This is a genomic window from Mobilicoccus sp., from assembly GCF_032060985.1.
Lineage (GTDB): Bacteria > Actinomycetota > Actinomycetes > Actinomycetales > Dermatophilaceae > Mobilicoccus.
Genome location: NZ_DAMBGD010000009.1, coordinates 119,541 through 133,960, shown reverse-complemented (window position 1 = coordinate 133,960; position 14,420 = coordinate 119,541). Strand labels below are relative to the sequence as shown.

15 protein-coding genes are annotated in these 14,420 nt (G+C 72.7%); 3 read left to right on the top strand and 12 right to left on the bottom strand.

Going from position 1 to position 14,420, the window contains the following annotated elements; translation table 11 throughout:
* Positions 1 to 21: 21 nt before the first annotated feature.
* The 4 genes from RT054_RS09160 to RT054_RS09145 are packed head-to-tail and all read right to left on the bottom strand — an operon-like array spanning position 22 to position 3,129.
* Entirely contained in the window at positions 22 to 1,098 is a 1,077-nt protein-coding gene (locus RT054_RS09160) for an ATP-binding cassette domain-containing protein (RefSeq protein ID WP_313023219.1), read from the bottom strand.
* Entirely contained in the window at positions 1,095 to 1,898 is an 804-nt protein-coding gene (locus RT054_RS09155) for an ABC transporter permease (protein ID WP_313023217.1), read from the bottom strand. Before RT054_RS09155 ends, RT054_RS09160 begins: the two co-directional genes overlap by 4 nt.
* Positions 1,895 to 2,710, bottom strand: coding sequence for a molybdate ABC transporter substrate-binding protein (modA, locus tag RT054_RS09150; protein WP_313023216.1), 816 nt, complete (start codon positions 2,708 to 2,710; stop codon positions 1,895 to 1,897). The genes RT054_RS09155 and modA overlap by 4 nt, the downstream gene beginning before the upstream one ends.
* Positions 2,707 to 3,129 (bottom strand): helix-turn-helix domain-containing protein, encoded by a 423-nt coding sequence (locus RT054_RS09145; RefSeq protein ID WP_312717716.1) that lies wholly within the window; start codon positions 3,127 to 3,129, stop codon positions 2,707 to 2,709. The genes modA and RT054_RS09145 overlap by 4 nt, the downstream gene beginning before the upstream one ends.
* A gap of 243 nt (positions 3,130 to 3,372) precedes the next feature.
* Here RT054_RS09145 and RT054_RS09140 point away from each other — a divergent pair, with 243 nt between their 5' ends.
* Positions 3,373 to 4,515, top strand: a complete 1,143-nt coding sequence (locus RT054_RS09140) for an acyl-CoA dehydrogenase family protein (protein WP_313023214.1) — start codon at positions 3,373 to 3,375, stop codon at positions 4,513 to 4,515.
* A 125-nt stretch (positions 4,516 to 4,640) separates the two neighbouring features.
* Here the strand turns inward: RT054_RS09140 and RT054_RS09135 are convergent, their stop codons facing one another.
* The 8 genes from RT054_RS09135 to RT054_RS09100 form a co-directional block, all read right to left on the bottom strand.
* Positions 4,641 to 5,651: a hypothetical protein gene (locus tag RT054_RS09135; protein WP_313023213.1), complete on the bottom strand. Its 1,011-nt coding sequence runs from the start codon at positions 5,649 to 5,651 to the stop codon at positions 4,641 to 4,643.
* 167 nt (positions 5,652 to 5,818) lie between these two features.
* Positions 5,819 to 6,493, bottom strand: a complete 675-nt coding sequence (locus RT054_RS09130) for a hypothetical protein (RefSeq protein ID WP_312717711.1) — start codon at positions 6,491 to 6,493, stop codon at positions 5,819 to 5,821.
* A 96-nt stretch (positions 6,494 to 6,589) separates the two neighbouring features.
* Complete coding sequence (locus RT054_RS09125; RefSeq protein ID WP_312717709.1) at positions 6,590 to 7,042, bottom strand: GatB/YqeY domain-containing protein; 453 nt, start codon at positions 7,040 to 7,042, stop codon at positions 6,590 to 6,592.
* Positions 7,043 to 7,142: 100 nt separating this feature from the next.
* The gene (locus RT054_RS09120) at positions 7,143 to 7,766 is read right to left on the bottom strand and encodes a maleylpyruvate isomerase N-terminal domain-containing protein (RefSeq protein ID WP_312717707.1); all 624 of its coding nucleotides are present in this window, start codon (positions 7,764 to 7,766) and stop codon (positions 7,143 to 7,145) included.
* 122 nt (positions 7,767 to 7,888) lie between these two features.
* A complete protein-coding gene (locus RT054_RS09115; RefSeq protein WP_312717706.1) occupies positions 7,889 to 8,752 on the bottom strand; it encodes a fructosamine kinase family protein in 864 nt (287 codons plus the stop codon).
* Positions 8,753 to 8,947: 195 nt separating this feature from the next.
* Complete coding sequence (locus RT054_RS09110; protein WP_313023211.1) at positions 8,948 to 9,868, bottom strand: oxygenase MpaB family protein; 921 nt, start codon at positions 9,866 to 9,868, stop codon at positions 8,948 to 8,950.
* A 4-nt stretch (positions 9,869 to 9,872) separates the two neighbouring features.
* Positions 9,873 to 10,025 (bottom strand): hypothetical protein, encoded by a 153-nt coding sequence (locus tag RT054_RS09105; protein ID WP_313023209.1) that lies wholly within the window; start codon positions 10,023 to 10,025, stop codon positions 9,873 to 9,875.
* A 187-nt stretch (positions 10,026 to 10,212) separates the two neighbouring features.
* Positions 10,213 to 11,124 (bottom strand): LysR family transcriptional regulator, encoded by a 912-nt coding sequence (locus RT054_RS09100; protein WP_313023207.1) that lies wholly within the window; start codon positions 11,122 to 11,124, stop codon positions 10,213 to 10,215.
* Positions 11,125 to 11,607: 483 nt separating this feature from the next.
* Here RT054_RS09100 and gabT point away from each other — a divergent pair, with 483 nt between their 5' ends.
* Both gabT and RT054_RS09090 read left to right on the top strand, forming a co-directional pair.
* On the top strand, positions 11,608 to 12,939 hold the full coding sequence (gabT, locus tag RT054_RS09095; protein ID WP_313023206.1) for a 4-aminobutyrate--2-oxoglutarate transaminase: 1,332 nt from the start codon (positions 11,608 to 11,610) through the stop codon (positions 12,937 to 12,939).
* A gap of 16 nt (positions 12,940 to 12,955) precedes the next feature.
* Positions 12,956 to 14,419, top strand: a complete 1,464-nt coding sequence (locus RT054_RS09090) for an NAD-dependent succinate-semialdehyde dehydrogenase (RefSeq protein WP_312717698.1) — start codon at positions 12,956 to 12,958, stop codon at positions 14,417 to 14,419.
* The last annotated feature ends 1 nt before the right edge of the window (position 14,420 follow it).

The following is a 14,420-nucleotide window of genomic DNA, read 5'->3' as shown; positions in this document are numbered from 1 at the left end:
CCCAGTCGAGGCGCGGGGTGGTCACCGAGCGGCGTGAAGGCGGATCTCCTGCGCTTTGACGACGGCCTGGACGGCCGACCCCGGGGCGAGGACGAGGTCGGCGACGGCGGCGGGACTGAGGTCGGCGGCGATGGTCGTCTCCCGGTCGAGGGCGACCCGGACCCTGACGACACCGCCGCGATCGGCGAGGTCGCGGACGACGCCCGGCCACACGTTGCGCGGACTCCCGGACGGGACGCTCGCGTACAGCGCGACCGCCGCGGGCGACCATACGGCGACCGCCGCGGCCCCGACCGTGAGGGGCTCCTCGCTCACCCCTCGCACGAGGAGTCCCGCCGGGGTCCGGAGGATGCCGTCCTCCCGGACGGTGCCCCGCGCGTGGTCGACGCCGGCGAGGGCCGCCGCGAAGGCGCTCACCGGAGCGCGGAGGACCTCGACCGTCGCGCCGGATTCCACGATCCGGCCGTTCTCGACGACGGCGACCTCGTCGGCGAGGGCGACGACGTCGAGGAGATCGTGGGTGACGAGGACGGCCGGGACGTCGGAGGCCGCGAGCGCGTCGGCGACGATGCGCCGCATCGCGGGTGCGACATCGACGTCGAGCGCGGCGAAGGGCTCGTCGAGCAGGACGGCACGCGGTGCACCGGCGAGGGCGCGGGCGAGGGCCACCCTCGCCGCCTGCCCTCCGGAGAGCTGCGCCGGCCGCCGACGCAGCAACTCCGCGACATCGACCCGCTCGGCCCACCCTCGTGCGTGCGTCCGCGCCTCACGGCCGGGGACCCCCTGGCTGCGGGGTCCGAACGCGATGTTGGCGAGGACGTCGAGGTGGGGGAAGAGCAACGGGTCCTGCCCGAGGAGGGCGACACGGCGGCGGTGGGTGGGCACGTCGATGCCCCGAGCGGTGTCGCAGAGGACGTCGTCGCCGAGGTCCAGCCGCCCCCGGGTCGGCCGCAGCAGACCGGTGAGGAGGTCGAGGGTCGTGCTCTTGCCCGCACCGTTCGGGCCGACGAGGGCGAGGATGCGCCCCGGTTCGACGTGCAGCCGGGTCGCATGATCGCGGGGGGCGTACTCCCCCTCCCAGGTCAGTGCGCCGGTCATGCGGCCGCCGCCCTCCCTCGCCGGTCTCCGAGACCCCCGCTGTCGTAGGTGATCCCGACGATGACGACGGCGACGAGGACGAGCACGAGCGACAGCGCGATCGCCGCGTCCGGGTCGACCTCCCGCTGGAGGTAGATCTCGAGCGGCAGTGTGCGCGTGACGCCCTGGAGCGATCCCGCGAAGGTGAGGGTGGCCCCGAACTCACCGAGGCACCGGGCGAACGCGAGCGTGGCGCCGGACCGCAGGCCGGGCCACACGAGCGGAAGCGTCACGTGCGTGAGGGTGCGTGTCGGGGAGGCGCCGAGCGTTGCCGAGACCCGTTCGTAACGGGATCCGCCGGTGCGCAGAGCCCCCTCCAGCCCGACGACGAGGAACGGCATCGCGACGAACGTCTGTGCGAGGATCACGGCGACGGTCGTGAACGCGATGTCGATGCCGACGGCGTGCAGGCTCCGCCCCACGAGACCCGCCCGGCCGAACGTCGCGAGCAGCGCCAGACCCCCGACCACGGGAGGAAGCACGAGTGGCAGCAGGACGAGGCCGCGCACCCAGCGGACCCACCCGGCCGTCGGTGCGCGGGCGAGGATGACGGCCAACGGCGTGCCGAGCACGAGGCACAGAGCCGTGCTCACGGCGGCCGTGCGCAGGCTCAGTCCCAGGGCAGCCAGGGACGATTCGCTCGTCACCAGCGCCGGGAACGCGGCCCAGTCGACCCGGCCGACGAGCCCGAGGAGCGGGACGACGACGACGAGCAGCGAGACGGCCGCCGCCGGCCACACCCACCGGGGGACTCCGGTCACGTGTTCGGCGCCCCGAACCCCGCGGCGCGCAGCACTTGCTGCCCCGACTCCGCGCGCACGGCCTCGACGAACGCCTCGGCCGTCGCGGCGCGGGCGGGGTCCTCCCGGCCGTGGGTCGTGACGGCGATCGGGTAGGTGTTGACGATGCGCTGCGCCTCGGGGGTCGTCACGACGGAGACCGCCTCGCCCGCGCTGGTCGCGTCGGTGACGTAGACGAGCCCGGCGTCGGCCTGCCCCGAGGCGACCTTGCCGAGGACGTCGGTGACCGAGGCCTCCTCGCTGACCGGCTTCACCGTGAGCGACGTCGCGGCGAAGAGCTCCTTCGTCGCCGCCCCGCACGGCACCTGCGGTGCGCAGACGACCGTCGTCACACCGGGTCTGGCGAGGTCGGCCAGCGAATCGACGTGGCCCGGGTCGTCCTTGGGCGTGACGACCGTGAGGGTGTTCGTCGCGAACGGCCGCGGCGTCCCCGACGGCACCGACCCGGCGTCCACGGCGACCGCCATCTGCTTCTCGTTCGCCGAGGCGAACACGTCGCCGGGCGCTCCCGCGCCCAGCTGCGCGGCGAGATCCGACGACCCGGCGTAGGAGAACGTGATCCTCGCCCCCGTGCGCGTCTCGACGTCGGCGCCGATCTCGTCGAACACCGAGTGCAACGAGGCCGCCGCGAAGACCGTGATCGGGGCGTAGGTCTGCGCCGAGGTGTGGGGCGACGTGGCGGATGGACCGGTCGCGCCTCCGCCGCAGGCCGTGAGGCCGAGCAGGGCCGCCCCGGCGAGAGCGCCGCGAAAGGTGCGGGGGGTGCGGGTCATGCAAGGTCTCCCAACGATTCGACGACGACGGTCGTGGACTTGACGACGGCCGCGGCGAGCACCCCCCGGCGCAGACCGAGGTCGCGTGCCGAATCGGCGCTCATCAGCGAGGTGATCGTGAACGGGCCGCAGCGCATCTGCACCTGGGCCATGACGGCGTCGACACGGACGTCGGTGACGAGACCGACCATCCGGTTGCGGGCCGAGGTCCGTCCTCCCCCCTGCGGCGCGGCGGCGTCGCGCTCCTCGGCGTAGGCGAGGAGGTCGACGCCGTCGATCTGCAGGCGTCCCCCGCCGTCCTTGGTCGCCGGGAGGTCCCCGCGGGTGACGGCGCGGCGCAGGGTGTCGTCACTGACACCGAGCAGCACGCTCGCCGTTCTCACATCGAAGGCGTCCCGGGGCGCATGTGCGTCGCTCATGACGAGATCTTATCCGCATATGCCCCCTCGAATCCCTACGTGGACCCGCATTCGTCACATTCATAGCGCCGCCGCAACCCTTCCCGAACCGTCGATCGCTCGCGGCGTGATCGCACGGCACCCGACCACGTCCCCGTCGTGGTCGGCGCCACACCGCCCGGGCCCATGCCCCGTTCCCGCGCGCCGTGGACGCGGTTCGCGACATCGGCCGCCCCGACCCGCGTGGCGCCCTAGCCTGGCCTCATGACTGCGACGCGACTTCTCCCCAGCTCGGAGGCCGAAGACCTCATCGCCATGACGCGCGAGGTGTGCGACGAACGCCTGCGCCCCCTCGTCGACGAGATGGAGGCGAAGGCGGAGTTCCCCCGCGACGTCTTCCGCTTCCTCGGCGACCAGGGCCTGCTCACGCTGCCCTACCCCGAGGAGGTCGGCGGCGGCGGCCAGCCCTACGAGGTCTACCTGCAGGCGCTGGAGGAGATCGCGTCGGCGTGGATGAGCGTCGCCGTCGGTGTCTCGGTGCACTCGCTCACCTGTAACCCGATCTTCGCGTTCGGCAGCGACGAACAGAAGTCCCGGTTCCTCGGGTCCATGCTCGACGGAAGCAAACTCGGCGCCTACTGTCTCTCGGAGCCCGATGCCGGCTCCGACGTCGCGGCGATCTCGACGCGCGCCCGCCGCGACGGCGACGAGTACGTCGTCAACGGCGTCAAGGCGTGGATCTCCCACGCCGGGCATGCCGACTTCTACACGTGCTTCGTCCGCACGAGCGACGACGGTCCCCGTGGACTCTCCTGCCTCCACGTGCCCGCCGACGCCCGGGGGCTGGAGTTCGCCAAGCCCGAACGCAAGATGGGCCTCGACTGCGACACCGTCGGACAGGTGATCTTCCACGACGTCCGCGTCCCGGCCGACCACCTCGTCGGCCGAGAGGGTCAGGGCATGTCGATCGCGCTGTCGGCCCTCGACGCCGGTCGTCTCGGCATCGCGGCGTGCGCGACGGGACTTGCCCAGGCCGCTCTCGACCAGGCCGTCGCCTACGCCAAGGAGCGCAAGGCGTTCGGCAAGCCGATCGCGGAGTTCCAGGGTCTCGCATTCCTCCTCGCGGAGATGGAGGCCGCCGTCACGAGCGCGCGGGCGAGCTATCTCCACGCGGCCCGCCTCAAGGACGCGGGCAAGGCGATGAGCAAGGAGGCCTCGGTCGCGAAGATGATCTGCACCGACGCCGCCATGCGCGTCACCACCGACGCGGTCCAGGTCCTCGGCGGCTACGGCTACACGAAGGACTACCCGGTCGAGCGGTACATGCGCGAGGCCAAGGTCACCCAGATCTTCGAGGGCACCAACCAGATCCAGCGCCTCGTCATCTCCCGTCATCTGCTCACGTGAGCTGACGTCGCGAGCCGACCCGTGCGCCGGTCGCAGAGGCGGCGCGGGCGCGGCAGCGATGTCGCCGACGATGTCGCCGGGTGGCTGCTCTCACGACCGCCCGGCGACATCCTTTCCTGCGACCCTCACCCCGCCCACGGGAGCGGGTGTCCGCCGGACGGGTCGCGGGGGGTCGCCACGATGCCGCCGGGTCGTCGACGCGCCGAGGCGGCCGCGTAGGCACGCTCGATCCGACGGACCGCACGGTCGGGATCGCGGAACACGGTCGTCGGCGTCACGCCGATGACGACGATGCCGAAGGCGACGAGGTCGCCGTCGTCCTCGACGGTGGCCACCCAGTCCCCGCCCACGGCGTGATGCGCCTTCGAATGGACCATGACCGCGAGCGCCACGTCGTCGAACCACATGTCGGGGCTGACGAGCCGACGCCCCGAGGCGCTCAGGGTCGGGTTGAGCAGGGGTGGCGGCAACACCGCCGAGCGGGCGACCGCCGCGGCGAGACGCGCCTCGGGAATCGACCAGGCCCCGGCGGCCGCGACGTCTACGGCCCGTCTGGCGCGGGCGGTGCCCGGCGCGCACACGAGCAGGGCCAGCTGATCGGCGAGCTCGGCCGGGGTGGAGAGCCGGCGCTGGCAGGCCTCGATGACGATGCTCTGCGCGGTCTCGTCATCGCGAACCCACCGGGCGGCGTCGACGACCGCCCGCGCCGGAGAGGCGAGCCGCGCCCCTCGGACGATCCGGGCGTCGGGATCCTCGACCGTCGTGCGATGCACCGCGACCCACGCCGTCTGCCGGGCCGCGCAGCGGGCGGGGACGACGACGTCGACGAGTTCCGGACTCCGCACCGCCGCCCGCACCCCGTACCGAGCGGCCGCGCTCAGACCGGTGAGCGCACTGCTGGGTCCGCCGTAGAGGACGGCCGCGACGGCCCGCTGGTCCGCGTCCAACGGGCCCTCCCCGAGGAGCACGACACCGGGGAGCGGGCACGTCCACCGTCGGGTGAGCGCCCACCGCACCTGCGCCCTCGTGACGCCCGACTCCCGCAACTGGGCCGTCGTGAGGAATCCGAGCTGACGATGCGCGAGGGCGAGAGCGGAGTCGGGAAGACCGGCGGCGGCGCGAGGAAGCGGGGTCACCCCGTCATCGTCGACACCGCGGGAGCCGGCGTGGGCCGCGCTCGGGCCGCCGTCCACAGGCTGCCCGTGGAGAGCGGAGTCACGCTGACGAGCAGCGACGCAGCCGAGGATGTGGCCAGGTGGTCGCCATCACCACCACCTCGCCACATCGCTGCCTGCGATCCTGCTCAGGGTTGGGCCGCGACCTGGGCGAGCTTCGCCGCAAGCTCGGCGTCGGAGAGGAGCCCCTTGGCGTGGAGATCGGCGAGGACCCCCATGAGCACCCGCTTGTCGGCCTCGGCCTGATCTCCCGACGGTGAGGGCGGCGGCGGGAAGGCGCCGACGGCGGCACCGGCCGCGTAGGCCTGGTCGGTCGCGGCGGCGGCGACACCGTCGGGGGTGGGAGTGCCCGGAGCGGGTGCCGCCGGGTCCGCGGGACGGATCGGCACCCGACCTCGCGCCCCCGGCCTCGTCACCTCGAGGACGAGACCCGGCACGAGGGCGCGCAACCGCGCGACGAGGCGCCCGGAGTCCTCGACGTGCATCTTGCGGACGACGAGGCGGCCGGTGGCCGTCGTCAGGGCGAACCCGTCGTGGATGACGGGGTCGTAGTCGAGCTTCTGTGCCCCGGCGAGGGCGTGGTCGCGGTAGTGGTACTTCGAGTAGTCGTCTCGCAGCCCGAGGATGCGCTTGTCGGTGAGGATGAGGACACCGTCACCACCGGCGTACAGGCACGCGGCGAGCTCCTGCACCGTCTCGTCCTCGTGGATGATCTCGTGCAGGTTCTTGATGGCGGTGCGCGTGCCGAACGTCACCCGCATACGGGCCTCCGCCTCGGCGATGTCACGGCGCGGCGAACTCATGAATTCACGTACGGCCGAGCTCACCCGGACTTGAGCACTCCCGGGGGACGGTCGCGGACCCGTGCAGAGGCGGACCGGCCGGCGGCGCGGCGCCCGTCAGCCCGCGAGCGCCTTCTTGACCGCGGCGGCGACGCGACCGCCCTCGGCCCGTCCGGCCACCTTCGCCTGAGCGGCCTTCATGACCTGGCCCATCTGCCCCATGCCGGTGGCGCCCACCTCGGCCTTGGCCTCCGCGGCGATGGCGTCGAGTTCGGCGTCCTCGAGCTGAGCGGGCAGGTAGGTCTCGAGGACGGCGAGCTCGGCACGCTCCCGCTCGGCGAGCTCGGAGCGGCCGGCGTCGGCGTAGACGGACGCGGACTCGTTGCGCTTCTTCGCCTCCTTGGCGATCACCCCGAGGACGTCGTCGTCGGTGAGATCGCGATGCTCCTTGCCGGCCACCTCGGCGTTGGTGATGGCGCTGAGGGCGAGGCGCAACGTCCCGGCGCGCACCTGGTCGCGCTCGCGGATGGCGGTCGTGAGGTCGGCCTGGATCGTTTCCTTGAGGCTCATGTCCCCATTCTCGCCGACGCGTCCACCCGGTTTCGGTCGGTGGCCCGAAGGCGCAGCACCGGAGCCGGGAACGGGACCTCGGAGCGGGAACCCCGGAGCGTCAGTGACCGGCCCGGGACACCACCGTCGCGTCGCTCCACGTTCCGCGGCCCGTGAGGACCGGGACGAGCGACGGCCCGTGCCCGAGCGCGACGCCGATGCGCGCGGCGAGCGCGACCGTCTCGGCGACGACGTCGGGGTGCGGGGCGAACTCGATGTCGACGGCGCGAGCGATGTCGTAGCCGTGGACGATGAGCTCGAAGGTGCGCGTCGGGAGGTAGTGCGACAGCAGCATGCCCCCGGCGAGGGTCGAGACGACGGGGTCGACGCCCGCGGGGATGCGGTCGAGCACCCCTCGGACCTGACGCGCGAGCCCGGCGAACCCGGCGCTGACATCGCTCCCGAGTGCCTTGCCCGCCTCGACCCCGCGGGCGGCGATCTGCGCGTCCTGCTGCGGGGAGTCGGCGACCCACACGTAGTAGGCGCGAGCGTCGGGGCAGGTGACGCTCGTCGCGGGCATCTTGAGGTAGGTGATGACGGTCGACATCGCCCGCGACGTGTGCCCGATGAGGCCGCGGACGTCCCAGACGCCGAGGCCGGGCTGGTCGAAGGCGTCGGACGGGACGCGGGAGACGAGTTCGGCGACGGCGTCGGTCGAGTCGAGGAAGCTTCGGCGCGGGTCCATGTGGCGAGGATGACACGATGCGGCCTCCCCTGGTAGGGACGCCGACCTGCGGATCGACGGATGGACGCGACAGCCCGGGAGCGCCCGCGTCGCGCCGCCGCGTCAGGCGATCAGCCGAACCGTCAGACGTAGCGCCGCAACGCGGCCAGGACCGAGTCGCCGTACCCGCCGCCGAAGAGGATCGCATGGACGAGCAGGGGTGGCAGTTGGTACCACGCGATCCGCTCGCGCCACCCCGCCGCCAGGGGGTACTCCTCGTCGTAGGCGGCGACGACGGCCGCGCCGAAGCCGCCGAACAGGTGCATCATCGCGAGGTCGATCTCACGGTGGGCGTAGTGGGCGGCCGGGTCGATGAGCCATGACCGACCCTCGGTGTCGACGAGTCGGTTGCCGGCCCAGAGGTCGCCGTGGACGAGTGCAGGCGGCTCGGGGGGTCCGCACAGGTCGTCCACTCGCGGTGCGAGACGGTCGAGCAGCGCCGTCGCCTGGGGAGAGACGCGTCCGGCCGACACGGCGGCGGTGAGCAGGGGCCTGAGGCGCCGCTCGAGGTAGAACTCCGGCCAGTCCGCGCACGGCGTGAGGTCGATGGGGACCGAGCCGAGGTAGCCGCCGCCGTCGCCGGCGAGGCCTCCGAACTGCGGGCGGGTCGTGCGGTGAAGCCGGGCCAACGCGCGCCCGAACCCGGCCTCGGTGGACGGTGGTCGACGCCCACCCTCGTCGATCCAGCTGAGGACGAGGCCCTGCGCGCACTCACGCCTCACGTCGGGGACGCCCAGCGACGCCGGCGCGTGGGCGGACAGTTCCCGCAGCCCCGCGGCCTCCCGTGCGAACAGGCCGGAGGGAGGCGTGCGCATCGTCTTGAGGAAGAGCGGTCCGGTCGGGGTGTCGAGACGATAGGCCTGCGCGATGTCGCCACCGGTCACGCGCGTGGCTCCGCGCACGTCGAGACCCTCGATGAGCTCGTCGGGGAGATCGTGAAGCGTCATCCCCCACCACTAGCACGCCCTCGGCCGCGCCCGGCCCCTGAGACGGGCGTCGGCACCCGAGGATCGCAGGTGAGGATGCGCCCAGAGGGTCGCCATCACAGCCCCGGCACCGCATCCTTCGGTGCGATCATCGACGCCGTGTCGTCGATGATCGCGCGCCGCTCCCTGGTCGCGCCCGTCTCCCCCGTGAAGGTGTCAGGAGACATCGCCGTGGCGGAGGCGCTCGTCGTCGTCCAGTCCGGCCATACCCCAGCGGACGGCGGCGACGCCGAACCGGCCGGCCCCCTGGGCCAGCGGGCGGACGAGCCGCGGCATGGGGATGCCGAGCTCACTGCGCGCCCAGTCGGGGAGGAGTGAGACGCCACCGGCGGCGAGCAGGGCGTACCCGCCCTTCGCGGAGAACGGGAGCGGAGGCTCCTTGAGCAGGAAGGCCGCGGCCTCGCGCGCGGCCGGGGAGGCCTCCAGCTCCGGGCGGTAGGCGGCGATCCGGGCCTCGAGCTCGGCGACGGTGCGCGGCAGGTCGGTGGCGCCGAGCAGTTCACCGCTCACCCGGGTCTGATCGACGAAGGTGTCGGCCTCGGCAGGGGTGAGGGGGCGGTCGGAGAAGGCCTGGTGGGCGGCGAGGAACGACCAGTTCTCGGCGACGTGGACCCACCGCAGCAGGTGCGGGTCGTCGGCGCGGTAGGGACGACCCCGGTGGTCCTTGCCGCGGACGCGCTCGTGGATGCCGCGGACGTGCGCGATGGCCTCCTCGGCGTGCTCGATCGTCCCGAACGTCACCGTCGCGAGGTAGTGGCTCGTGCGCTGCAACCGCCCCCACGGGTCGCCCTTGTACCCCGAGTGACCGGCGACGCCCGCCATCGCGCCCGGGTGCAGCGACTGGAGGAGCAGCGAGGTGATGCCGCCGGGGAACATCGCGGCGTCCTGGTTGACGATCCAGATGGGATCGGACTCGGTGAACCACCGCGGCCCCTGGCTCTGCCAGATCCGACGCGCCGCGGCCGGGGCGTCCTCGCCGGCGACACGGTCGCGCAGCGCGCGCCCGAGTCGGTTCTGGGCGACGTGGGTGAGGGATCGTGCCTGGTCGAGGACGAGATCGGGAAGAGACGGTGCCACGCTCTCAGAGTACGGAGACCGGTGCCCGCCGACCTCCCGAGACGACCTCGACGCCGGGCCCCGGCGGCCCGGCTCCGGCCACCGGGACCTGTGCGTCTCCGTCGACGAGGACGACCTCGTCGTCCGCACCCCATTCCCCGGCGAGTGCGTCGCGCACGGACACCCCCTCGACGTGGTGGTCTCGTTCCGCCTCCCCGGCGCCCCAGCCGGCCTCGGGGTCCTGGACAGCCTCGGACCAACGCCGCTCAGTCGGCCGGTCGTATCTCGAGCGACGGGGAGAACCGGCCGATGCCCCCAGCCGTGACGGTGTCCCCACACGGGGAGGTCTCCGTCGTCGATGTCGGTCACGGCACCTCATCCGGGAGACCGGGGACGCGGTAGCGGGCCCGGGTGAACTGCGCGAGTTCGGTGGCGAGGCGCGCCAACGTCCCTTCGGCGTGATGCCCGGGCTCCCAGGCGACGTGGAGTCGGATCTGCACCGGCCTCCCGTCGACGTCGCGGATCGGCAGGGGTACGAGGCCGAAGCGCGGGTCGTCGGTGAGGACGCACACGCCACGACCGGAGGCGGCGAGCGCCTGGGCGACGACGGGCGAGTTGAGGACGGCGTGCGGTTCGACGGCGAGCCCCGCGGCGTCGAGCGCGGCGTCCAGACGGCGCCGCGCATGGAAGGAGCGTGAGAGCAAGAGCAGGTCGGCGACCGACAGGTCGGCGAGATCGACGACTCCCCTACCCGCCCAAGGGTGCTCGGGTGCGACACAGGCCCAGACCGGCAGCTCGGCGACCCGGCGGACGCCGAGTCCCGCAGGGGGCGCCGTCGGCATGACCGCGAGGTCCGCCCCTGCCCGGAGGGCGTCGACGAGCTCGTCGACGCCGGTCTCCTCGATGGACGGCTGCGGCGCATCCGGACCCCAGGTCGCGATCCACGGGGCGAGGACGTCGTCACTCGTCGTCCCCGTCGCGACGATGCGCACCTCCTGGAGCCGGCCGGCGGCGAGGGCCCGCGCGGTGGTGGCGACGTCGTCGACGCGGCCGAGCGCGAGGCGAGCCGGGCCGAGCAGTTCCCGCCCCGCGGCGGTGAGGCGCACCCGCCCGCCCTCGCGGTGAAACAGTGAAAGGCGCAGACGCCGTTCGAGCTGCTGGATCTGCCTCGTGACGGCCGGCTGACCGATCCCGAGCGCCTCGGCTCCGGCGGTGACCGTGCCCGCCGTCGCGACGGCGACGAAACACTCCAGGCCGCGCAGGTCGACGGCACTCACGGGGCGCACCGTGCGACGACGTCGCGGACGAGACCACCGGGGAGAGCCCCCACTCCCACGACGGCGACCCGGCCCGTCGCCATGCCGGGCGTCTCCAGCCGGTGCGCGTCGCCGACGGGGTCGATCGTCCCCGCCCGCCGGGGCTCGCGCTCCCCACCCCGCCTCGTCGACGAGCAGCGTGCCGGATCGGTCGCTCCGCCCACCGACCACCACCTCATGAGCCACCTCCGCGTCACGAACCGCACCCCGTCACCCCGCTCGCATCCGTTCCGACCGCCCGGAGCCGGTCCCCGGAGCTGCGTCGATGCCCGCGATGCATGGAAATCATCGACACTTGATATTGGACAGAATAGTCACCGCGGATCAGGGTGAGAGGCGAGAGAGTCGAGGTGCCGTGTCGGTGCCGCGCCCCCGCGCCCGGCACACGGCCTGAGCGCATCCCACCCCGAGAATCCGAGCCCCCGGTCGTCTTCAGGAGGAACCGTGTCCGTCCCGCAGGAGCGCAAGCTCGTCACGCAGATCCCCGGCCCCAAGAGCGAGGAGCTCCACACGCGGACCAAGGCCGCCGTCTCGGCGGGCGTGGGTGTGGGCCTGCCCGTCTACATCGAGCGTGCCGGTGGCGGCATCCTCGTCGACGTCGACGGCAACCAGCTCATCGATCTCGGTTCCGGCATCGCCGTGACGAGCGTCGGCAACGCCGCACCCAAGGTCGTCGAGAGGGCCCAGGCCCAGCTCGAGGACTTCACCCACACGTGCTTCATGGTCACCCCGTACGAGGAGTACGTCGCGGTGGCCGAGACGCTCAACGAGCTCACCCCCGGCACACACGAGAAGCGCACGGCCCTGTTCAACTCGGGCGCCGAGGCCGTCGAGAACGCCGTCAAGATCGCCCGGTCGGCCACCAAGCGCGACGCGATCGTCGTGTTCGACCACGCCTACCACGGCCGCACCAACCTCACGATGGCGCTCACCGCCAAGAACATGCCGTACAAGAAGGGCTTCGGCCCGTTCGCGGGCGAGGTCTACCGGATGCCGATGGCCTACCCCTACCGGTGGTCCGGCGACGCCGAGACGATCACCGAGGACGCCTTCACCGCCTTCACGAACGCCGTCCACGCCCAGGTCGGCGAGGAGCACGTGGCCGCGGTCCTCATCGAGCCCATCCAGGGCGAGGGCGGCTTCATCGTCCCGCCGAAGGGCTGGCTCGGGCGCATCGCGGACTGGTGCCGCGAGCACGGCATCGTGTTCATCGCCGACGAGGTCCAGACCGGCTTCTGCCGCACCGGCGACTGGTTCGCCTGCGAGGCCGAGGGGGTCGTCCCCGACCTCATCACCACCGCCAAGGGCATCGCGGGTGGCCTGCCGCTCGCCGCGGTCACCGGTCGCGCCGAGATCATGGACGCGGTCCACGCCGGCGGCCTCGGCGGCACCTACGGCGGCAACCCCGTCGCCTGTGCCGCGGCCCTCGGCTCGATCGAGACGATGAAGGACGAGGACCTCGCCGGCAAGGCGCGCCGCATCGAGCAGATCTTCCGCGAGCGCCTCGAGACCATGGCCGAGAAGCACGGGGTGATCGGCGAGATCCGGGGCCGAGGCGCGATGATGGCGGTCGAGATCGTCACGCCGGGAACGACCCAGCCCGACGCCGACCTCACCAAGAAGGTCAACGCCGCCTGCCACCGTCAGGGCGTCGTCACGCTCACGGCGGGCACGTACGGCAACGTCCTGCGGTTCCTGCCCCCGCTCGTCATCGGCGAGGACCTGCTCCACGAGGGCCTCGACGTCCTCGACACCGCCTTTGCCGAGTCCCTCTGAGTCACAAGGAGTCCCGATGACCGACACGAACGTCTCGGAGATCGTCGCCGCCGTCCCCACCGGCCTGTTCATCGGTGGTGAGTGGCGCGACGCGACCGGCGGGGCCACCCTCGAGGTGCGCAACCCGGCCACCGGCGAGGTGCTCGCCTCCGTCGCCGACGGCACGCCTGAGGACGGCATGGCCGCCCTCGCCGCCGCCACCGACGCCCAGGCCGCATGGGCGGCGACGCCCCCGCGTGAGCGCTCGGAGATCCTCCGCCGCGCCTTCGACCTCCTCATCGAGAGGGCGGAGGACTTCGCCACCCTCATGACCCTCGAGATGGGCAAGCCCATCGCAGAGGCGCGCGGCGAGGTGACATACGGCGCCGAGTTCTTCCGGTGGTTCGCGGAGGAGGCCGTGCGCATCCACGGCTCGTACATGACCGCACCCAACGGCGCGTCGCACCTGCTCACGATGAAGCAGCCCGTCGGACCGTGCCTCGCGGTGACGCCGTGGAACTTCCCCCTCGCGATGGGGACCCGCAAGATCGGTCCCGCCCTCGCGGCGGGCTGCACGATGGTCGTCAAGCCTGCGAGCGAGACGCCGCTGACGATGCTCGCCCTCGTCGAGCTCCTTCGCGAGGCGGGGGTGCCCGCCGGCGTCGTCAACGTCGTGACGACGAGCCATTCCGGCGCCGTGATGGAGCCGCTCATCCGCGACCCGCGCGCCCGCAAGCTCACGTTCACCGGCTCCACCACGGTCGGTCGCACGCTCGTCGAGCAGTCGGCCGAGCAGCTGCTCCGCGTGTCGATGGAACTCGGTGGCAACGCCCCGTTCATCGTCTTCGACGACGCCGACATCGCGGCCGCCGTCGACGGCGTGATGCTCGCGAAGATGCGGAATGTCGGCGAGGCGTGCACGGCGGCCAACCGCATCTTCGTCCACGCCGACGTCGCCCGGGAGTTCGGGGACGCGTTCGCCGAGCGGATGCGCTCCCTCCGGGTCGGCGACGGCCTCGAGGAGGGCGTCCAGGTCGGCCCGCTCATCACCGAGAAGGCCGTGACGAACGTGCGCCGCCTCGTCGACGACGCCGTCTCCGTGGGCGCGACGAAGGTGTGCGGCGACGAGGAGGTGCCCTCGCAGGGCAACTTCATGGCCCCGACCGTGCTGCTCGACGTGCCGGCGTCGGCCGACATCGTGCGCGAGGAGATCTTCGGCCCCGTCGCCGCCCTGCAGACCTTCACCGACGAGGACGACGTCATCAGCCGCGCCAACGACACGGAGTACGGCCTCGCGGCGTACTTCTACACCCGCGACCACGCCCGCGCGATGCGGGTGGCCGAGCGTCTCGACTACGGCATGGTCGGCGTCAACGCCGGGGTCATCTCCAACGCGGCAGCGCCCTTCGGCGGGATCAAGGCCTCCGGCTTCGGCCGCGAGGGCGGTTTCGAGGGCATCGAGGAGTACCTCGAGACGAAGTACGTCATGATGCCGCGCTGAC